Annotated in this window: 17 protein-coding genes; 10 read left to right on the forward strand and 7 right to left on the reverse strand. The window is 70.3% G+C overall.

What is annotated here, in order from left to right; translation table 11 throughout:
• Positions 1-20: 20 nt before the first annotated feature.
• The 5 genes from MKW14_RS35480 to MKW14_RS35505 all read right to left on the reverse strand — a co-directional run bounded on the left by MKW14_RS35480 (position 21) and on the right by MKW14_RS35505 (position 5,486).
• The gene (locus tag MKW14_RS35480) at positions 21-461 is read right to left on the reverse strand and encodes an Lrp/AsnC family transcriptional regulator (protein ID WP_240870101.1); all 441 of its coding nucleotides are present in this window, start codon (positions 459-461) and stop codon (positions 21-23) included.
• Positions 462-474: 13 nt separating this feature from the next.
• A complete protein-coding gene (locus tag MKW14_RS35485; RefSeq protein WP_240870107.1) occupies positions 475-1,824 on the reverse strand; it encodes a transaminase in 1,350 nt (449 codons plus the stop codon).
• Between the two features lie 262 nt (positions 1,825-2,086).
• Complete coding sequence (locus MKW14_RS41085) at positions 2,087-3,610, reverse strand: helix-turn-helix domain-containing protein (RefSeq protein ID WP_276622802.1); 1,524 nt, start codon at positions 3,608-3,610, stop codon at positions 2,087-2,089.
• Positions 3,611-3,712: 102 nt separating this feature from the next.
• Positions 3,713-4,900 carry an SGNH/GDSL hydrolase family protein gene (locus MKW14_RS35500; protein WP_240870109.1) on the reverse strand — a complete coding sequence of 396 codons (1,188 nt, stop codon included), beginning with the start codon at positions 4,898-4,900 and terminating at the stop codon, positions 3,713-3,715.
• A gap of 4 nt (positions 4,901-4,904) precedes the next feature.
• Complete coding sequence (locus MKW14_RS35505; protein ID WP_240870112.1) at positions 4,905-5,486, reverse strand: TetR/AcrR family transcriptional regulator; 582 nt, start codon at positions 5,484-5,486, stop codon at positions 4,905-4,907.
• Between the two features lie 72 nt (positions 5,487-5,558).
• Between MKW14_RS35505 and MKW14_RS35510 the strand changes: the two genes are divergently transcribed.
• The 4 genes from MKW14_RS35510 to MKW14_RS35525 all read left to right on the forward strand — a co-directional run bounded on the left by MKW14_RS35510 (position 5,559) and on the right by MKW14_RS35525 (position 8,949).
• Positions 5,559-6,053 carry an FBP domain-containing protein gene (locus MKW14_RS35510; RefSeq protein WP_240870114.1) on the forward strand — a complete coding sequence of 165 codons (495 nt, stop codon included), beginning with the start codon at positions 5,559-5,561 and terminating at the stop codon, positions 6,051-6,053.
• A gap of 9 nt (positions 6,054-6,062) precedes the next feature.
• The gene (locus tag MKW14_RS35515) at positions 6,063-6,683 is read left to right on the forward strand and encodes an L-threonylcarbamoyladenylate synthase (protein ID WP_240870116.1); all 621 of its coding nucleotides are present in this window, start codon (positions 6,063-6,065) and stop codon (positions 6,681-6,683) included.
• Between the two features lie 124 nt (positions 6,684-6,807).
• Positions 6,808-7,563, forward strand: a complete 756-nt coding sequence (locus tag MKW14_RS35520) for a dienelactone hydrolase family protein (protein WP_240870117.1) — start codon at positions 6,808-6,810, stop codon at positions 7,561-7,563.
• A 186-nt stretch (positions 7,564-7,749) separates the two neighbouring features.
• Positions 7,750-8,949 carry a glycoside hydrolase family 64 protein gene (locus tag MKW14_RS35525; protein ID WP_240870119.1) on the forward strand — a complete coding sequence of 400 codons (1,200 nt, stop codon included), beginning with the start codon at positions 7,750-7,752 and terminating at the stop codon, positions 8,947-8,949.
• A 52-nt stretch (positions 8,950-9,001) separates the two neighbouring features.
• On the opposite strand, the gene MKW14_RS35530 is transcribed toward MKW14_RS35525, so the two are convergent.
• Positions 9,002-11,398 (reverse strand): M4 family metallopeptidase, encoded by a 2,397-nt coding sequence (locus MKW14_RS35530; RefSeq protein ID WP_240870122.1) that lies wholly within the window; start codon positions 11,396-11,398, stop codon positions 9,002-9,004.
• A 399-nt stretch (positions 11,399-11,797) separates the two neighbouring features.
• Here MKW14_RS35530 and MKW14_RS35535 point away from each other — a divergent pair, with 399 nt between their 5' ends.
• The 5 genes from MKW14_RS35535 (at position 11,798) to MKW14_RS35555 (ending at position 16,754) form a co-directional block, all read left to right on the forward strand.
• On the forward strand, positions 11,798-12,178 hold the full coding sequence (locus MKW14_RS35535) for a winged helix-turn-helix transcriptional regulator (RefSeq protein WP_240870123.1): 381 nt from the start codon (positions 11,798-11,800) through the stop codon (positions 12,176-12,178).
• 60 nt (positions 12,179-12,238) lie between these two features.
• On the forward strand, positions 12,239-12,781 hold the full coding sequence (locus MKW14_RS35540; protein ID WP_240870124.1) for a heme-binding beta-barrel domain-containing protein: 543 nt from the start codon (positions 12,239-12,241) through the stop codon (positions 12,779-12,781).
• A gap of 254 nt (positions 12,782-13,035) precedes the next feature.
• Positions 13,036-13,932, forward strand: a complete 897-nt coding sequence (locus MKW14_RS35545; RefSeq protein ID WP_240870125.1) for an MHYT domain-containing protein — start codon at positions 13,036-13,038, stop codon at positions 13,930-13,932.
• 193 nt (positions 13,933-14,125) lie between these two features.
• Positions 14,126-15,631: a metallophosphoesterase family protein gene (locus tag MKW14_RS35550; RefSeq protein WP_240870126.1), complete on the forward strand. Its 1,506-nt coding sequence runs from the start codon at positions 14,126-14,128 to the stop codon at positions 15,629-15,631.
• 94 nt (positions 15,632-15,725) lie between these two features.
• On the forward strand, positions 15,726-16,754 hold the full coding sequence (locus MKW14_RS35555) for an LLM class flavin-dependent oxidoreductase (RefSeq protein WP_240870127.1): 1,029 nt from the start codon (positions 15,726-15,728) through the stop codon (positions 16,752-16,754).
• 2 nt (positions 16,755-16,756) lie between these two features.
• Here the strand turns inward: MKW14_RS35555 and MKW14_RS35560 are convergent, their stop codons facing one another.
• The gene (locus tag MKW14_RS35560; RefSeq protein ID WP_240870128.1) at positions 16,757-17,731 is read right to left on the reverse strand and encodes a TauD/TfdA dioxygenase family protein; all 975 of its coding nucleotides are present in this window, start codon (positions 17,729-17,731) and stop codon (positions 16,757-16,759) included.
• Between the two features lie 283 nt (positions 17,732-18,014).
• On the opposite strand from MKW14_RS35560, the gene MKW14_RS35565 reads away from it, so the two are divergent.
• Complete coding sequence (locus MKW14_RS35565; RefSeq protein ID WP_240870131.1) at positions 18,015-20,024, forward strand: glycoside hydrolase; 2,010 nt, start codon at positions 18,015-18,017, stop codon at positions 20,022-20,024.
• Positions 20,025-20,029: the final 5 nt, after the last annotated feature.

Raw genomic sequence — 20,029 nt, forward strand, 5'->3', positions numbered from 1 at the left:
ACCCGTCTCAGGCTGGGCAATCAGCCGACGTCCCAGAGGAAGCGGTGGGTGTGGATGCCGAAGTAGGGGAACGACTGGATCCGCTCGACCCCGTCGATCGGCCGTACGACGTCGTTGACGAAGTCGAGGAGTTCGCGCGGGCCGGGCGCGACCACCTCGGCGAAGAGGTCGAAGCCGCCGGAGGTCAGCACCGAGTACACGACCTCCGGGTGCCGGGCCAGTTCGTCGGCGACGGCGCGCACGTCGCCGTCGACGGTGATGCCGAGCAGCGCCATGGCCTGGCCGCCCATGGCCATCGGATCGGTGACGCCGACGACCTGGACGGCCCTGGAGTCCAGCAGCCGCTGCAGACGCTGGCGGGCCGCCGAGGCGGACAGGCCGACCTTGGGGCCGAGGTCGGCGTAGGCGATGCGGCCGTCGGTCTGCAGTTCGCGCAGGATGGCCCGGTCGATCTCGTCCACGGATTCCCCCGGTTCAGGCGGTCAGTTCGGACAGGGCGGCGGCGAAGACCTCGGTGTGCAGGTCGACGTCCTGCTCGGTGGTGTCCGGGCACATGAGGGCCATGTTGTGGAACGGGGTCAGCAGGATGCCCCGGTTGGCCAGGTACAGGTGCAGGAAGTCCTCCAGCTCGGTGTCGGCGGCCGCCGCCGACTCGGTGCCGGTGCGCGGGGCCGGGGAGGCGAAGCGGTATTCGGTGCGGGCGCCCAGGCGGCTGACGGACCACGGCAGGGCGTGGGCGTCGATGCCCGCGCGGACGCCGGCCTCGAAGCGCTCCGACAGCTTGGCCATGTGGGCGAACGCCTCGTCGGTCAGGACGTGTTCGAGGGTGGCGCGCATGGCGGCGACCGAGAGGGCGTTGCCGGCGAGGGTGCCGCCGACGCCGCCCATGTCGACCAGATCGAGGTCGGCGCGGTCCAGGAGCCGGTCGGCGAGTTCGGCGGACAGGCCGTAGGCGCCGGCCGGGATGCCGCCGCCGATCGCCTTGCCGATGGTGAGCAGGTCGGGCTCCAGGTCCCAGGCGGCGGTGCAGCCGCCGGGGCCGGCCGAGAAGGTGTGGGTCTCGTCGTTGATGAGCAGGGTGCCGTGACGGCGGGTCAGCTCGCGGACGCCCTCCAGGTAGCCGGGCTCGGGCAGCACGATGCCGATGTTGGTGAGCGCGGGTTCCATCAGCACGGCGGCCACGTCACCGTGGGCGAGTTCGCGCTCCAGTTGGTCCAGGTCGTTGAACTCGGCGACCCGGCTGGTCAGCGTCACGTCGCAGGGGGCGCCGACGTTGCCGGGCCGGGCCATTCCCCCGCCGTCCGGGCCGACCACGATGAGCGACTCGTCCACGCTGCCGTGGTAGCTGTAGCTGTTGAACAGGATCTTCGAGCGGCCGGTGACGGCCCGCGCGAGCCGGATCGCCCACCGGTTGGCGTCCGTCGCGGTCAGCGAGAAGCTCCAGCGGGCCAGGCCGAAACGCCGGGTCAGCTCGGCGCCGACCCACTCGGCGTCCTCCGTCGGCAGCATCGCGGTGGAACCGCCCAGCTCGGTGAAGCGCCGGTCGACCGCCTCGGCCACGGCCGCCGGCGAGTGGCCGGTCATCGCTCCCGTGTCACCGAGGCAGAAGTCGACGTACTCGTGTCCGTCGATGTCCGTGACGCGGGCGCCGCGGGCGGTGGCCAGATAGCGCGGGAAAGGGCCCGCCGTCTTGTTCATCCAGGTCATCGGCACCCGGCCGAAGAGATGGTCGGCGCGGGCGTAGGCGTCCCGCGAGCGCGGGCAGCGGCGTGCGGCCTCCGAGCTCTCGCGGGCCAGCAGCTCCTGAAGCCGGGAGCGGTCCATGGGTCACCTCTGTGCGTCGGTCCGGGGGGATGGCGGTCGAACAGTCGGACGGTACGACGGAAATGACAGCGACATCAATAGCTGGCGACGGAATCGAGCGTATCGACGATCGATTCGAGCGTTTCCTGGCGTGAGGGCGCCAGGGAGAAGAAAAGGGGCCCGACCGGTCCCCCGCTCCGGTCGCGCCCCTGAGGAGATCGAAGTTACGTGCCTGGCGACGGGTTCGGTACCGCGTCGATGCCCGCTGTCGTGGCCGAAGGACTCACCCGTGCACAGGTGAGTCCGGATGGTCCGTTTTCACCCTCGAGAAGACGGGGACGTGCAGGTCACCGAGGGCCAGGTGCGCGAGGACGACCTCGTAGAGGTCGCTGCCGGCGGCCAGGAGTTGGCGTTCGAGGACCGGTTCGGCGCTGCGGACGTGTTCACGGACGGTCTGCGCGTGCATGCCCAGGGTCTGCGCGGCGCGTTCGGCGTTGCCTCCGGCGGCGATCCAGGTGCGCAGGGTGCGGCGCAGGTCGCGGCTGTCGGAGTCGAGCCGGCCGATGAGGTCACGGGCCCAGGTGCCCAGCGCGGGGCCGGTCAGCAGGTCGCCGAGCCGGGCATGCGCTGGGGCGGGCTCGCCGGCGTCGAGGGCCATGCCGACCTGGGTGTTGAGGGCGAGGTGGGCGACGGCGCGGACGGTGAGGTCGGAGAAGTCGGCGTGGAGCAGGGCCTCCACGCGTTCCATGCGGGCGCGCACGGTGTTGCGGCTGACGCCGAGGACCTTCGCCGCGCTGACGGCGGTGAACTCCAGGCCGAGGCGGGTGGTGGCGAGGAGTTCGGCGCGGGTGTGATGGGCCAGGGTGTCGAGCGGGCGCAGCAGCCGGGCGGTCCAGGCGTGCAGTGCGGCCGGGTCCATCAGGCGCTCGGGATGGGTCCGTTCGGCGTACACGGCCTGCTTGTCCGGGCGGAACCGGGCGACGGCGAGGGCGCTGACGGCCTGTCCGTAGGCGGTCGCGGTGCTGGCGAGGCTCTGCGGGGCGCTGCCGCCGAGCAGGATGCCGGGCCGCCGGCCGACGAGGTCGCGCAGGGGGACGGCGGCGGTGTCGCGCGGCGCCACGACGATGACGTGCGCGTCGACGGCCGGGCAGCGCACGACCAGCGCCTGTTCGCGTGTCACGTCCAGGCAGTCCTCGGCGATGCGGTCACGGTCCTCCGCGCACCCCTCAAGGACGTAGACGCAGGCGGTGTCGGTGTCCAGCAGGCCTGGCCACAGTCCGGCGGCGACCCGGCGGGCGGCGACGGTGTCCTCCACCATCAGCAACTGCAGGATCGCCAGGCGTAGATCGGAGGTGGCGCGTTCCAGGCGGTGGGCGGCCTCGGTGGACCCGTGGACCCGCAGGAGCAGTTCGAGGACCTGGGCGGTGTGGCTGACGATGTCGGAGGCGCGCCGGTCGAAGGGGGTTTCACGGCAGACGGCGAGGACGCAGGCCCCCGAGGACCCGGGCTGCTCGACCCCGACCAGGCGCAGATGGCGGCCCGTGTCGTCCCAGGCGGCGGAGGAGATGCGTCCGGCGGCGATGTCCGCGACCAGGTCGGCGTCCACCGGCACGGGCGTTCCGGCGACGAGGCCGCCGTCGGCGCCTTGCAGGCAGGCCGAACCGTGGACAGCTCCGGCGAGCCAGGTGACGACCCGGTGGACGTCGCGCCCCGTCTGCCGTAGCTGCTCGAGCAGTTGTCGCGCCCACAGCGCGTCGTCGGCACCCGTCATGTGCGCGGGACGGTCCCCGTCCCTTCGGCCTGCCATGTCGCCCTTCTCCTCGTGTGTCGCTTCCGCCTCGGCGTATCGCGGGGACGTTACCTCACGAGTGCCCAGGGGCCGTACGAGCACGATCGCACTGACGTCACATCAGGAGCGGGGCGCGAAGGGGCCCTCCGCGGCGAAGGCGATTTCCGAGAAGCGCTCGGCGATGAGGCGGTGGGTGGGGCCGTCGGGGTGGAGGGCGTCGGGGAGGGGGAGTTCGTCGGCGTCCTTCTCGCCGTAGAGTTCGCGGCCGTCGAGGTGGTGGAGGTGGGGGTCGTCGGCCGAGCGCTGGGCGACGATGCGGGCCAGTTCGTCGCGGATGACGTGCAGGGTGAGCTTGCCGCCGGCGACCTCGGCCGGGTCGCCCATGGCCTGGAAGCGGACCTGGTCGGCGGCGAGGCTGTTGACGTCCATGGCGGTGGGGCCGGGGGTGTCCTCGTGCATGGGGCACAGGATGGGCGAGACGACCAGCAGCGGTGTGGTGGGATGGCCTTCGCGGACGGTGTCGAGGAAGCCGTGCACGGCGGGGGTGAAGGCCCGCAGCCGCATCAGGTCGGTGTTGACGAGGTTGATGCCGATCTTGACGCTGATCAGGTCGGCGGGCGTGTCGCGCAGGGCGCGGGCGGTGAAGGGGTCGAGCAGGGCGCTGCCGCCCAGGCCGAGGTTGACGAGGTCGACGCCGGCGAGGGAGGCGGCGAGCGCGGGCCAGGTGGTGCTCGGAGTGGTGGCGTTGGAGCCGTGGCTGATCGAACTGCCGTGGTGCAGCCAGACCCTGCGGCCCGAGTACGGGGCGGGCTCGATGGGGGCGTCGGTGCGCAGGGCGATGAGTTCGGTGGTCTCGGTGTGCGGCAGCCAGATCTCGATGTCCTTGTCGCCGTCGGGCAGTTCGGCGAAGCGGAGGGTGCCGGCCGGGCCCGGTTGCAGGTCGGCGGTGCCGGCGGCCATGTCGATGGTGAGGGTGTTGCCGCCGCTGACGGTGCCCTGCGCGTAGGGAGCGCCGTCGATGAACAGCTCGTAGGTCCCGTCCTCCGGGCGGTGGGCGAGGCCGGGGTAGACGCGCTTGGTGGGGCGCGCGTCGAGTTCCAGGGTCCGGGTGCGGCTGCGGAGCACGAGACGTACGCCGGAGGGCTGGGACTCCGCCATGAGGAGCTGTCCGTCGGTGCACTGGGCGCGTGCCCAGGCGGGCAGCCGGTGGGGCAGCACGCCGTCCTCGGTGTGCTCGACCTCCAGGGCGCCGCGCAGCAGGGACGCGGTGACGGGGGTGGAGATCAAGGGTGCGGCGGTGCTCGTCATCTGCTCAGGCTCCTGTCGGTCGGGTCGGCCAGTTGCGCAGCAGCGCGTCGAGGGCGTCCAGCATGCGGGCCCAGGTCTCCTCGGAGTCGGGGAGGCTGTGGCTGAAGCCGCCGGCGAGCTCCAGACTCACGTACCCGTGAAAGACGCTTCCCAGCAGCCGGACCGCGTGTGTCTGCTCGGGTTCGGGCAGGTCGTAGCCGCGCAGGACGGCGCGGGTCAGCTGGGCGTGCCGTACGCCCGCGCTGGCGGCGGCCGTCTCGGGGTCGAGCCGGAGCCGGGCGGCGGCCGAGCGGCCGGGGTGTTCGCGGCCGTAGTCGCGGTAGACGTCGGCGAAGGCGGTCAGGGCGTCCTTGCCGGAGCGTCCGGCCAGGGCGTCGGCGGCCAGGTCGGCGAGTTCCTCCAGGGCGAACAGGGCGATGCGGGTCTTGAGGTCCTGGGAGCTCTGCACGTGGGAGTACAGGCTGGCGACCTTGACGTCGAAGCGTCTGGCCAGGGCGGAGACGGTGACCTGTTCGAAGCCGGCCTCGTCGGCGAGTTCGGCGCCCGCGCGGACGAGGCGTTCGGTGGTCAGGCCCACGCGTCCCATGTGCTTCCCTTCGGTCTGCCTGAAGCGATTATGTGTTTGCCTAATAGCTTTAGGCAAATTAGCCTCCCGTTTATGAAGCCGCTGACCGAGCAAGAGATCCGTGCCGCCTTCGTCAACTGCAGCAAGGGCGAGGCCAAGCGCCTGTCCGTGCCGCGCGAGCTGGCCCAGCAGCCGTGGGAGGACCTGGACTTCCTGGGCTGGCGCGATCCGCAGGCACCCGACCGCGCCTATCTGGTGGCCGAGCTGGAGGGGCAGCTGCGGGCCGTCGTCCTGCGCGGTTCGAGTGCCGGGTCCTGGCAGACGCGGCGCAGCATGTGCTCGATGTGTCTGACGACCCACTCCGGCGGCGTGTCGCTGATGGTCGCCCCGCGCGCGGGCAGGGCCGGGCAGCAGGGCAACTCGGTGGGCGCCTACATGTGCAGCGACCTGGCCTGTTCGCTGTATGTGCGGGGCAAGAAGGACGCGGGCGCCGGCGCACGGCTGCACGAGACGATCACGCTGGAGGAGAAGGTGCGGCGCACGGTCGCGAACGTCGCCGCGTTCGTCGCCAAGGTGCGGGAGGCATAAGCTCTGCGGATGGCGAAGTACTTCGACGTGCACCCCGACAACCCCCAGCCGCGCACCATCGCCCAGATCGCGGACAGCATCCGGTCGGACGCGCTGATCGCGTATCCGACCGACTCCTGCTACGCGCTGGGCTGCCGGCTCGGCAGCCGTGACGGCATCGACCGGATCCGCACCATCCGCCACCTCGACGACCGGCACCACTTCACCCTGGTGTGCCAGGACTTCGCCCAGCTGGGCCAGTTCGTGCGCGTCGACAACGACGTCTTCCGCGCGATCAAGGCATCCACGCCCGGCAGCTACACGTTCATCCTGCCGGCGACGCGCGAGGTGCCGCGGATGCTGCAGCACCCGAAGAAGAAGACGGTCGGCGTCCGCATCCCCGACCACGTCGTCACCCAGGCCCTGCTCGCCGAGCTGGGCGAGCCGCTGCTGTCGAGCACCCTGCTGCTGCCCGACGAGGAGGAGCCGATGACGCAGGGCTGGGAGATCAAGGACCGTCTCGACCATGTGCTGGACGCGGTGGTCGACTCCGGCGACTGCGGCACCGAGCCCACCACGGTCATCGACTTCTCCGACGGTGAGGCGCAGATCGTGCGGCGGGGAGCCGGGGACGTCTCGCGCTTCGAGTGAACTCCAGCGTCACGCGAGGCAGGGGGCCCTTCCGGGCCGGTGAGAGGCCCGTGCGACGATGATCGCACCCGGCCCGTCGGGCCGTGGATCCGGTCGCCGCCGAGCACGCAGAGAGGCAGCCCCCATGACCTCCGTACAGGGAACAGCCGTTGACATCACCACCGAGGACGGCGTCGTCGACGCCTATGTGGCGCACGCCGCCGACGGCAGCGCACGCCCCGGTGTCCTGATGTACATGGACGCCTTCGGGCTCCGCCCCCACCTCGAGTCGATGGCCGACCGGCTCGCCGAGGCCGGCTACACGGTCCTGGTGCCCAACGTCTTCTACCGGGCCGGGCGTTCGCCGGTCTTCGACCTCCCCGAGTTCATCGACCCGTCCACGCGGCCGCAGATGTTCGAACAGATCATGCCGGTCATGCAGGACCTCACCGCCGAGCGGGCCAAGCGTGACGCGGGCGCCTACCTCCAGTGGATGGCGGACTCCCCGCTGGTGGCGGACGGCCCGGTGGCGCTGACCGGCTACTGCATGGGGGCCCGGCTGGCGCTGTACACGGCCGGGACCTACCCGGACCGGGTGGCCGCCGCGGCCGGCTTCCACGGCGGGCGGCTGGCGACGGACGATCCGGACAGCCCGCACCTGGTGGCGGAGCGCGTCACGGCCGAGCTGTACTTCGGTCACGCCGACGAGGACGCCTCCATGCCGCCGGAGCAGCAGCAGCTGCTGGAGGAGACGCTGACGGCCGCGGGCGTACGGCACCGCTGCGAGGTCTACCCGGGCGCGCACCACGGGTACACGCAGGCGGACACGGCCGCCTACAACAAGGAGGGCGACGAGCGGCACTGGGCGGCGCTGCTCGACCTCCTCGACCGCGCCTTCTGACAGCGGCAGTCACCAACGACGGGCGGCGCCCGCGGAGTTCGCTCCGCGGGCGCCGCCCGTCGTCTTCCGTTCACCTTATTGACATGCACGCACCTCGGTGCCACTTTGAGAGCGCTCTCAAACAGGTCCGGACCATTCCTCTCAGCTCATCCCCCCACAGCAGATGAACCCCCACGGAGGTGGAGCGTGCCCAGAAGGCTCACTCGCCGGCTGCTGCCCCCGGCCGCGGCGGCCGCCCTGCTCGCGGCGGTCCTCGCCGTCCACGCGCCCTCGTCCGCCGACGCGGCCGTGCCCGCCACGATCCCCCTGAAGCTGACCAACAACTCCGGCCGCGGCGACGCGGTCTACGTCTACACGATCGGCACCCTGCTCTCGACCGGACAGCAGGGCTGGGCGGACGCGAACGGCACCTTCCACGCATGGCCGGCCGGCGGCAACCCGCCCACGCCCGCACCGGACGCGTCCATCCCGGGACCCGCCGCGGGCCAGTCCACCACCATCCGGATCCCCAAGTTCTCCGGGCGGATCTACTTCTCCTACGGCCAGAAGCTGGTGTTCAAGCTGACCACCGGCGGCCTGGTGCAGCCCGCGGTGCAGAACCCCACCGACCCCAACCACGACATCCTCTTCAACTGGTCCGAGTACACCCTCAACGACTCGGGCCTGTGGCTGAACAGCACGCAGGTCGACATGTTCTCGGCGCCCTACGCGGTCGGCGTGCAGCGCTCCGACGGGACCACGGTGAGCACCGGGCACCTCAAGGCGGGCGGATACAACGGGGTTCTGAACGACCTGCGCGGCCGGTCCGGCGGCTGGGCCGGCCTGATCCAGACCCGGTCCGACGGCACGGTGCTGCGGGCGCTGGCGCCGGGGCACGGATTGGAGTCCGGTGCGCTGCCGGCGTCCGTGATGGACGACTACATCAACCGCGTGTGGCAGAAGTACGCCTCGACGACCTTGACCGTCACACCGTTCGCCGACCAGCCGGACACCAAGTACTTCGGCCGGGTCTCGGGCGACGTCATGAACTTCACCAACGGTTCGGGCGCGGTCGTCACCAGCTTCCAGAAGCCGGACGCGGCCAGCGTCTTCGGCTGCCACAAGCTGCTCGACGCCCCCAACGACCAGGTGCGCGGCCCCATCTCGCGCACCCTGTGCGCGGGCTTCAACCGCTCCACCCTGCTGGTCAACTCCAACCAGCCGGACAGCTCCTCGGCGAACTTCTACCAGGACGCGGTGACCAACCAGTACGCCCGCGCGATCCACGCGCAGACGGCCGACGGCAAGGCCTACGCGTTCGCCTTCGACGACGTCGGCAACCACGAGTCGCTCGTCCAGGACGGCAACCCGCAACAGGCGTACCTGACCCTCGACCCCTTCAACTGACGCCGAACGGGCCTCACCCCGCGCCGGGGTGAGGCCCGTGCCGTGCGAAGGCTCAGCCGGTCGTCAGGGCGGTGTCGTCCACGACGAAGCTGGTCTGCAGCGAGGAGTCCTCGACACCGCTGAACTTCAGGGTGACGGTCGAGCCCGCCAGGGACGACAGGTCGAAGGACTTCTGGGCGTACCCGGAGGCGGCGTTGAGGTTCGAGTACGTCGCCAGGGTGCTCGAACCGGCGGTGACCGTCAGCTTGTCGTAGGCGGTGCTGCTGGAGGTCTCCGACGTGTCGATGTGCAGATAGAAGGTGAGCGTCGCCGTGCAGCCGCTCGGGATGGTCACCGACTGCGAGAGCGTGTCGGTGTGGGTGGAGCCGTACCCGTCGAGCCAGGCGTAGTACGAGCCGCCGTGGGCGCTCTCGCTGCTGGAGTTGGTGATGACTCCGCTGGAGGCGGTCCAGGTGGTGTTGCCCGACTCGAAGCCCTGGTTGCCCAGGAGCTGGGCCGAGGTGCAACTGCCGCCGCCACCGCTGGAGCTGACCGTCCAGGTGAAGGAGGCGGTGCCGGTTGCCCCGGTCGAGTCGGTCACCGTGACGGTGGTGCTGTAGGTGCCGGCCGTCGTCGGGGTGCCCGAGATGACGCCGGTGGAGCTGTTGATCGACAGACCGGTGGGCAGTCCGCTCGCTGCGTAGCTCAGGGAGCCGCCGTTGGTGCTGCTCGCGGAGATCTGCAGGCTCACCGCGGTGCCGACGGTCGAGGACTGGCTGCCGGGGCTGGTCACCGTGACGCCGCTGGTCGGCACGGTGATGTGGCTGCCGACGTTGATGCCCGCGAAGGCGTTGCCGACGCCCGCGTACTGCGTGGAGCCGGTGCCGTACAGCGCGGCGGCGGCGTTGAGGGCCGCGGTGCGGGCTCCCGCGTAGTCGGTGCTGGACGTCATGTACGTCGTCAGCGCCTTGTACCAGATCTGCAGGGCCGCGGCCCGGCCGATGCCGGCGACGGCGACACCGTCGGAGGTGGGGCTGTCGTACGTGACGCCGTTGATGGTCTTGCTGCCGCTGCCCTCGGACAGCAGGTAGAACATGTGGTTCGCCGGGCCCGAGGAGTAGTGGACGTCCAGGTTGCCGACACCCGAGTACCAACTGTCGGCCGACGAACCGTCCTTGCTGGGCTTGTCCATGTAACGCAGCGGCGTGCCGTCGCCGTTGATGTCGATCTTCTCGCCGATGAGATAGTCACCGACGTCGGAGGAGTTGTCGGCGTAGAACTCCACACCGGTGCCGAAGATGTCGGAGGTCGCCTCGTTCAGGCCGCCGGACTCGCCGCTGTAGTCGAGACCCGCGGTGTTCGACGTGACGCCGTGGCTCATCTCGTGGCCGGCGACGTCGAGCGAGGTCAGGGCGTGGGTGCCGCCGGAGCCGTCGCCGTAGGTCATGCAGAAGCAGTCGTCGTCCCAGAAGGCGTTGACGTAGTTGCTGCTGTAGTGGACGCGGGAGTAGGCGGCGGTGCCGTCGTTCTTGATGCCGCTGCGGCCGAAGGTGTTCTTGTAGAAGTCCCAGGTCTCCTGGGCCCCGTAGGCGGCGTCGGCGCCGGCGGTCTGAGTGTTGGAGCCGGATCCGGTGCCCCAGACGTCGTCGGAGTCGGTCATCAGGGTGCCGGTGCCCGAGGTGCCGTTGCCGAGGTTGTACGTCTTGTGACCGCCGCGGGTGGTGTCGTACAGCTGGTACGTCGACCCGGACAGCGTGGTGTTGAGGGTGACGGTGCCGCTGTACTGGGTGTTGCCGGTGCCCGTCTCGACCGCCTGGTAGCGGTGGAGTTCCTTGCCGGTGGTGGCGTCCGTGATGACGTGCAGCTTGCTGGGCGTGCCGTCGTCCTGGAAGCCGCCGATGACGGTCTCCCAGGCGAGCCTCGGGGTGCCGGTGCCCGCCCAGATCACCTTGCGGGCGCTGTCGGCCTTGGCCTGCTTGGCGTCGAGGGCCTTCGCGCCGGCGAGGGCCTTCGCCTCGGCGGCAGACTTGGCGACGGCGGCCGTGGTGGTGGCGACCTTGATGGTGTGCTTGTTGTTGAACGTCGTACTCACCGTGCCGGCCGCGAGGGAGGCGGGCGGGGTGTGGACGACCAGGTCGCCGCCGAGGACCGGCAGGCCGGCGTAGGTGCGCTCGTAACGGGTGTGCACCGTACCGTCGTTGTCCTTGACGACGTCCTTGACGACCAGCTTCTCCTTGGCGCCGAGGCCGAGGGTGCGGGCGGTCGCGGTGGTGTTCTGCTGCGCGGCCCTGATCAGGGCGGTGTACTGCGCCGGACTCAGCTTCGCCTCGACGCCCCCGGTGCGCAGGGGGCTGGGGCGGGCGGATGCCGGTTCGGCGTTCGCGGGGACCGACTGGATGCCGACGGCGAGGAAGGCGGCGGTGGAGAGCAGGGCTCCTACCGCGGTCCGCTTGCGGGGGATGCGTCTCACTCGTTCTCCTACTGCTGCGGCCGCGTGGGGCGACCGGTGAGAGACCGGGCAGCCGGGTCTGCTGTCCGGGACGAGCCGAGCTGTGCGGGACCGGGCACGCGCGGCGGCGACGTGCGGCTACCGTGCGGTAGGTGACAGGGAGAATGACAGGCTTGTCGGTGACATGTCAGCAAGTAAGGAGCGCGTCAAGGGTTATCCCTCGGTGAGGGACGGGCGCCGAGCCCCCACCCCCGGTTGAACTGTGCCTCACCTGTGATTTCACTGTGCCGCCATCGCTGCCGCTACCGCTACCGGACGAAGGTGATCGGACGACGATTCACTCACTTGTGGTTACTGACGAACCATAGGAGAGTGGGTACAGAAGTGAAGACAACGTGCTGTTCAGTGACTGGGGATCTCATGGGAACCAAGCAACTCAGTGGCTCGGTCGACGCGGCGGATCTGCGGCGGGCGGACTCGTTGGCGCGGGAGATCTTCTCCGACGTGGCCAACAAGTGGGCGTTCCTGATCATCGAGGCGCTCGGCGAAGGAACCCTCCGCTTCACCGAACTGCGCAAGGAGATCGAGGGCATCAGCCACAAGATGCTCACCCAGAACCTGCGGATGCTGGAGCGCAACGGCCTGGTGGAGCGGACGGTGCACCCCACCGTCCCGCCCCGGGTCGAGTACACCCTGACCGACGCCGGCCAGGGGCTGCGGGCGACGGTGGACAGCATGTGCGACTGGACGCACCGGTACTTCGGCCACATCGAGGCGGCCCGCAGCCGTTTCGACGCCTGAAGCAGGGGGCGGCGGCCCTAGGCTCTCCCCCGGCACCGGCACAACCCGAGGAGCGCAGCCGTGTTCGACGTCGTAGCGGAGTACCCGTATCCCGAGAGCCGGCGACCGGACGCGGCTCCCCAGCCGCATGAGCTGCTGCGACCCGTGCTCGGTCTGCTGGGGGTGTGGCGCGGGCGCGGTGAGGGCGAGTACCCGACGCTCGGCGCGGACTTCTCGTACGCGCAGGAGGTCACCTTCAGCCATGACGGGCGGCCCTTCCTGCGGTACGAGGCCCGGGCGTGGCTGATCGACGGCGACGGTGCGCCCGTGCGGCCGGCGGCGCGCGAGAGCGGGTGGTGGCGGCTGCAGCCGGACGGCCGCGTCGAGGCGCTGATCACCCAGCCGACCGGGATCGCCGAGATCGCGGTGGGCCGGGCGGCCGACGGCGTGGTCGACCTCGCCACCGACGGCGTGGCCCTGACCCCCACGGCCAAACAGGTCGACGCCACCCGCCGCCGCTACACCCTCACCGACGAGGACACCCTCGCGTTCGTCCACGACCTGGCGGCGGTCGGCCAGCCGTTGCAGCATCACCTGTCGGCGACGTTGCGCCGCGAACGGTAGGCAGGGGTCACCCGCGATCTGCGCGCCGAACTCGGCCGTCGAACCCGGCGTGACCGTCACGGAACTCGGAGCAGCGATCTGCGTCCGCCGGCCCGGAACGGGCCGATCATGGCGAGAACTCGCCCATGGATGACCGGAGTCGATCGTCGGTAGTTGAGAAATATTCAATTACCGGCGGTAAGCCCTTGCTTCCGTGCGGTGCTTCCCCGTAGACCTTGCTCCACAACCGCCGTGGCTCTGGGGGGAGTTGGCGTATGCAAGGAACGATCGACGGGTTCCGCTATGGCGCGGTGACCCCGGTGGCGGCCTATCTGATGGCCTGCCTGGGAGGGGCGCTCGGACTGCGGTGCATCGTCCGCTCCCTGCTCAACCAGCAGTCCTGGAAGCCGGGTTGGCTGGCGCTGGGCGCCGCGTCCATCGGCTGCGGTATCTGGACGATGCACTTCATCGCGATGCTCGGCTTCCAGGTCGCACAGACCGGGATCCGCTACCACGCCGGTCTGACACTGCTGAGTCTGGCCGTGGCGATCGTCGTGGTCGGCATCGGCGTGTTCATCGTCGGCTACCGGGGCGCCGGCCGGGTGACGCTGGGCGTCGCGGGTGTGATCACCGGTCTCGGTGTCGCCGCGATGCACTACCTCGGCATGGCCGCCATGCAGGTCAACGGGGACATCGTGTACGACCCCGCCACCGTGGGCCTGTCCGTGCTGATCGCCATCGTCGCCGCGACCGCAGCACTGTGGGCGGCGGTCTCCATCCGCGGTTTCCTGGCGAGCCTCGGTGCCAGTCTGGTGATGGGCGTGGCGGTGTCCGGCATGCACTACACGGCGATGGCCGCGGTCAGCGTCCATGTGCACGGCTCGGGCACCTTCGCGGGCGACTCGCCCACGTCCCTGCTGCTGCCCATGCTGCTGGGACCGGCGATCTTCCTGCTGCTGGCCGGTGTGGTGGTCATGTTCGACCCGCTGCTGGTGCTCGGCGAGGACGAGTGGAACCGGTCGACGTCACCTCCGCAGGCCGACGCGCCCGCGCCCCGGCCCGACGGCACGCCCCTCGGCGGTCCCGCCGTGACCGCGCGGGCCCGGCAGGAGGCGTACGGCACCGCACCCGCCGCACCACAGTGGGCCCCGCCGCGCTCCGACGACTGGTGACGCACGAAGGGTGCCGAGCGTGGTACCCGGATGCAGAGCCGGGTGCTGCTGTACGGTCCGGGCTGGAAAGCGGACCCGGATTCCTGGCCCGTCGCGCCCGCGTGGCCTGCGCGAGGCGCTGTGCGTGCTGGGCGGGCTGGATCTTTCAACTCCCGCCTGAACAACGGGATTGGCGTGTTGTTACGGTGCACCGGTGTCTGAATCCTCACGCGATACCGCCGCAGGTGCCGGCTGGGGCGTCGCGGAACCCGGTGAGTACAAGCGGCTGATGCCGTCCAAGGTCGAGAAGCTCTCCTGGCTGAACCCCAGGACGCTGTGGGCCGCCCGCAACGGTGTGGTGGCCTCGTGGTTCGGGGACCCGACGGGGCACACCCGCGGCAGGTGGGTGGCCCAGCGGGAGGCGGCGGGGGCACCCGCCGACAAGGTGATCCGGCGTGACGACCCCGAGCGGTTCTCCTTCATGCTGATGGGCGACACGGGTGAGGGCGACGACTCCCAGTACGCCGTGGTGCCGGGCTTCTTGAAGATCAGTCGGGGGACGGACTTCGCCGTCATCGCCAGTGACGTGATCTATCCGGTCGGCAGCGCCGACGACTACGGCACCAAGTTCTTCCGCCCCTACCAGGACTACCCGGCGCCCATCTACGCGGTACCGGGCAACCACGACTGGTACGAGGACCTGGGTGCCTTCATGCGCGTGTTCTGCGGGGACGCGCCGGCCCTGCCCCGCGAGGCGGCGCCGCGGCCCTTCACGCGGGCGTGGATACGTTCGCTGCTGTGGCACCGGCCGCGCTCCGGCGACGGCCGACACCTGGACGAGGACCGGCGGTTGAGGTCCGCACCCGGGCAGCAGGCGGTGCAGCCGGGGCCGTACTGGGCGATCGACGCCGGCCCGCTGCGGATCATAGGCATCGACACGGGTCTGCTGGGCACCATCGACGCCGAGCAGGGCGCCTGGCTGCGTGAGGTCTCGCAGGGGCCCCGCCCGAAGATCCTCGTGACCGGCTCGCCCCTGTACGTGGACGGTGAGCACCACCCCTGCACGATCGAGGGCGGTGGCGGCACCGTCGACGACATCGTCCGCGACCCGGCGCATCACTACGTGGCGGCGATAGGCGGCGACATCCACAACTACCAGCGCTATCCGGTCCGGGTGGAGGGCCGCACGATCCAGTACGTCGTCTCGGGCGGCGGCGGCGCGTTCATGCACGCCACGCACACCATCCCGCGCGTCGACATCGCCAACGTCACGGAGAAGGACTTCCGCTGCTATCCGCTGCGCGGTGACTCCCTCGCCTTCTACAGCCGCCTGTACGGGCGCCGGCTGCGGCTGCGCCGCTTCTTCACGCTCACCGAGGCGGAGGCGATGGCGGTGATCGCCGAGCGGCTGGGCATCCGGCCGACCCGGACACCGGGCGGACCGGTGCGGGTGACCCGGCGGGTGCGTCTGGTGGCGAGCCTGCTCGGCGCGGGCGGCCGCCCGGATCGCACCTCGCGCTTCCGATTGCCGGTGCGCAAGATCTACACCCAGCTGTTCTCGCCGAGTTCGGCGACCTACAGCCCGCCCTTCTTCAAGAGCTTCCTGCGCCTGGACGTGACTCCGGAGGCGGTGCGGGTGCGCTGCTTCGCCGCCACCGGCAACCGCGCGCAGGAGATCGAACCGCCGGTCGAGGACGAGTTCACCATCGCGCTGACCTGACCCGATCTCGACCCCGGGGGCGGGAACACTTCTCACGGCGGCCGGGTTGGCACTGACGTACTACTTGATTCATCAAGCAACCACGGAGGAACCCGTGCCGCCGACCTCTCGCCCCCTGCGCAGGCTGGGCTTCTTGACCATCGGCCTGTTCGACGAGGCCGACCCACGGCGGGGCCACGAGTCCACGCTGGAGATCATCGAGCTGGGCGAGCGGCTCGGCTTCGACAGCGCGTGGCTGCGCCACCGCCATCTGCAGTACGGCATCTCCTCCCCCGTCGCCGTGATGGCGGCGGCCTCGCAGCGCACCCGCCGCATCGAGCTCGGCACGGCGGTCATCCCGCTCGGCTGGGAGAACCCGCTGCGGCTGGCGGAGGACCTGGCGACGGTGGACATCCTGTCCGGGGGCCGCGTCAACCCGGGTGTCAGCGTCGGACCGCCGATGCACTTCGACCAGGTCAAGGAGGCGCTGTACCCGGACACCGCCGACGCGGAGGACTTCTCCTACGAGCGGGTGCGACGGCTGCTCGCCTTCGTGCGCGGTGAGAGCGCGACCGACTTCAGCGGCGTCGAAGGTTTCGAGGTCTTCTCCGATCGAGTGCAGCCCCACTCCCCCGGCCTGGGCCGGCGCATGTGGTACGGCGGCGGCAGCCTGAGTTCGGCACGCTGGGCCGGCGAGCACGGCATGAACTTCCTGACCAGCAGCGTCGTCAAGGCGGAGAACGCGGAAGGGCCGTACGACTTCGCCGAGATCCAGCTCTCCCACATCCGCGCCTTCCGTGACCGGCACCCGGACGGGGACAGCGCCCGCGTCTCCCAGGGCCTGGTCGTCATCCCCACCGACTCCGCGACGCCGGAGCAGCGCAAGCGGTACGAGGAGTACGCGGCCAAGCGCACCCCTCGTACGACGTCACCACAGGGCCCCGCGCGGGTGCTGTTCGCACCCGACCTCGTCGGCACCGCGGACGAGATCGCCGAGCGGCTGGTCGGCCACGCGGCGTTCCGCGAGGTGGACGAGGTGGCGTTCGCGCTGCCGTTCACCTTCGAGCACGAGGACTACGTGCAGATCCTCACCGACATGGCCACGAAGCTGGGCCCGGCGCTCGGCTGGCAGCCGTCGGTGTGAGGTCACCAGCGCCCGGGTGCGGTGCCGGTGATCGGCCTTGACGGCGTGCCGTCCACGCCGACGGGGATGTCGCCGGTGAGCATCACCCGGTGCATGACGCGCGGGAAGTCGAGGTGGGCGTTGTCGCTGGGGGCGAGGTGCATGGTGGCCCGGTTGTCCCAGAAGGCGACGCTGCCCGGCTCCCAGCGGAAGCGCACGGTGTATTCGGGCCGTACCGCCTGTTCCAGCAGCATGTCGAGCAGGGCCCGGCTCTCGGGGCGGGAGACGCCGGTGATCTGTTCCAGGTAGTAGCCGTTGACGAACAGCACCCGCTCCCCCGTCTCGGGGTGCACGCGCACCAGCGGGTGCTCGGAGGCGACCTGGTGGTCCAGCAGATGGCGCAGGTAGCTGTCGTCTCCGGGGCGGGGCTGGTAGCCGACGCCGAGACGGTGCTCGGCCCGCAGCCGGTCGGCGAAGTCCCGTACGGGCGCTGAGAGTCCGGCGTAGGCGGCGGCCAGGTTGGACCAGGTGGTGTCGCCGCCGTAGGGCGGTACGGTCTCGGCGCGCAGGATCGTCGCCGCCGGCGGGTCGATGCGGGCGCCGTGGTCGCAGTGCCACCCGCGCAGCAGGGTGTGCCGCCGGCGCCGCAGCCACTCCTCGTGCTCCATGCCGAACTTCCCGCCCAGCTCCAGCCGGTCGGCGGTGGTCTCCACCTCGGGCACGTCGGGCGGGGAGGCACTGCCCCGCTTGCCCAGCACGACGGGCTCGCCGAACCGGCGCGCGAAGGCCACGTGGGCGGCGTGGTCGAGCCGTTGGCCGCGGAAGAACACGACCTTCCAGCGCAGTAGGGCCGCCCGGATCGCGGCGACGACGGCGTCGTCGAGGTCGCCGGCCAGGTCGGCGCCCGTGATCTCGGCCCCGATGTGCCCGGCGACCGGTCGCACCTCGATCCCGGCCGCCCGTCCAGCCGTTGCCATCGCGTCCCACTCCGCCGTCATGCGCGCTCCGTCGGTCGTCCGTGGAGGCTCGGTGCGAGCCGCCACCGAGATCGTGACAGCGTTTTTGGCGTCTGGCGACAGGGTGTCTCGAGCCGTCGACGGGAGAAACCAGCGGATCGAAACTTTCGAAGTGAATGACGAATGATGCGAGAAGGATTGACGCTTCCTGTGGGCCTCCTATCATCCAAGACGTCCGAGACGACGGTCGACGTTCGACATATCGACTCCCGGATGTCATGTCCTGCTCACATGCGTGCACCCCACACCACCGCACAGGAGCGTCATGAACCCTTTCCACCCCTTACGAGGGCGTCGGCTCTCCGCCGTCGGCCTGCTGGCCGCCACCGCACTCCTGGCCGCCGGAACAGCGGCCGCGGCGCCCGACGCCACCACCGTCAAGGCCTCGACCCTCGGAGCCCAGGCAGCCCAGTCCGGGCGCTACTTCGGCACCGCCGCGGCCGCCGGGAAGCTCGGTGACTCGACGTACTCCACGATTCTCGACCGGGAATTCAACATGATCACCCCGGAGAACGAGATGAAGTGGGACACCACCGAGCGCTCCCGCGGCTCGTTCAACTTCGGCCCCGCAGACCAGATCGTCAACCACGCCGCCGCCCACGGCCAGCGCATGCGCGGCCACACCCTCGTCTGGCACTCCCAACTGCCCGGCTGGGTCAGCTCCATCACCGACGCCACCACCCTGCGCAGCGTGATGAAGACCCACATCACCACCGAGATGAACCACTTCAAGGGCAAGATCTACGCCTGGGACGTGGTCAACGAGGCGTTCGCCGACGGCAGCAGCCAGCACCGCGGCTCGGTGTTCCAGAACGTCCTCGGCAACGGCTTCATCGAGGAGGCATTCCGCACCGCGCGGGCCGCCGACCCTGCCGCCAAGCTCTGCTACAACGACTACAACATCGAGGACTGGAACGCCGCCAAGACCCAGGGCGTCTACGCCATGGTCCGCGACTTCAAGTCCCGCGGCGTGCCCATCGACTGCGTCGGCTTCCAGTCCCACTTCGGCACCGGCGGCCCGCCCGCGAGCTTCCAGACCACCCTGTCGAACTTCGCCGCGCTCGGCGTCGACGTGCAGATCACCGAACTCGACATCGCGCAGGCACCGGCCACCGCCTACGCGAACACCGTCAAAGCGTGCATGAACGTGGCGCGTTGCAAGGGCATCACCGTGTGGGGCGTCCGGGACAGCGACTCCTGGCGCACCGGACAGAAGCCGCTGCTGTTCGACAACAACGGCAACAAGAAGCCGGCGTACAACGCGGTGCTCACGGCGCTCGGCGGCACGCCCGCGACCACCGCCCGCGCCTCCGCCGCCGCCCTCCCGTCGAGCTTCCGATGGAGTTCGAGCGGCGCGCTGATCGCTCCCAAGCCCGACTCGACACACAACATCGCGGGGATCAAGGACCCGTCGGTCGTGTACTACAACGGCAAGTACCACGTCTTCGCGAGCGTAGCGAGCTCCTCCGGCTACAGCCTGGTGTACCTCAGCTTCAGCGACTGGTCGCAGGCCGGCTCGGCCACGCACCACTACCTCGACCGCGGCGCGATCGGCACCGGCTACCGGGCCGCCCCGCAGATCTTCTACTTCGCGCCGCAGAAACTCTGGTACCTCGTCTACCAGACCGGCAACGCCTCGTACTCCACCAACGCCGACATCAGCAACCCCAACGGCTGGAGCGCGCCACGCAACTTCTACGCCTCGATGCCGGACATCATCAGGCAGAACATCGGCGGCGGTTACTGGGTCGACATGTGGGTGATCTGCGACAGCGCCAGGTGCTACCTGTTCTCCTCGGACGACAACGGACACCTGTACCGCTCGCAGACCGGCCTGTCCCAGTTCCCGAACGGCTTCACCAACACCGTCATCGCGGCCCAGGACTCCAACAAGTTCGCCCTGTTCGAGGCGAGCAACGTCTACAAGGTGCAGGGCAGCAACCAGTACCTGCTGATCGTCGAGGCCATCGGCTCCGACGGCCGGCGCTACTTCCGCTCCTGGACCTCCGGCAGTATCGCGGGCTCGTGGACCCCGCTGGCCGCCACCGAGAGCAATCCCCTCGCCCGCGCCACCAACGTCACCTTCCCGGCGGGCGCGTGGACGAAGGACATCAGCCACGGAGAGATGATCCGCGCCGGATACGACCAGACGCTGACCATCCCCTCCTGCCGGCTCCAGTACCTCTACCAGGGCCTCAACCCCAACGCGAGCGGTAACTACAACACCCTCCCCTGGCGACTGGGCCTGCTCACCCAGACCAACTCCACCTGCTGACCGTC

Source organism: Streptomyces gilvus (assembly GCF_022513565.1).
Lineage (GTDB): Bacteria > Actinomycetota > Actinomycetes > Streptomycetales > Streptomycetaceae > Streptomyces > Streptomyces gilvus.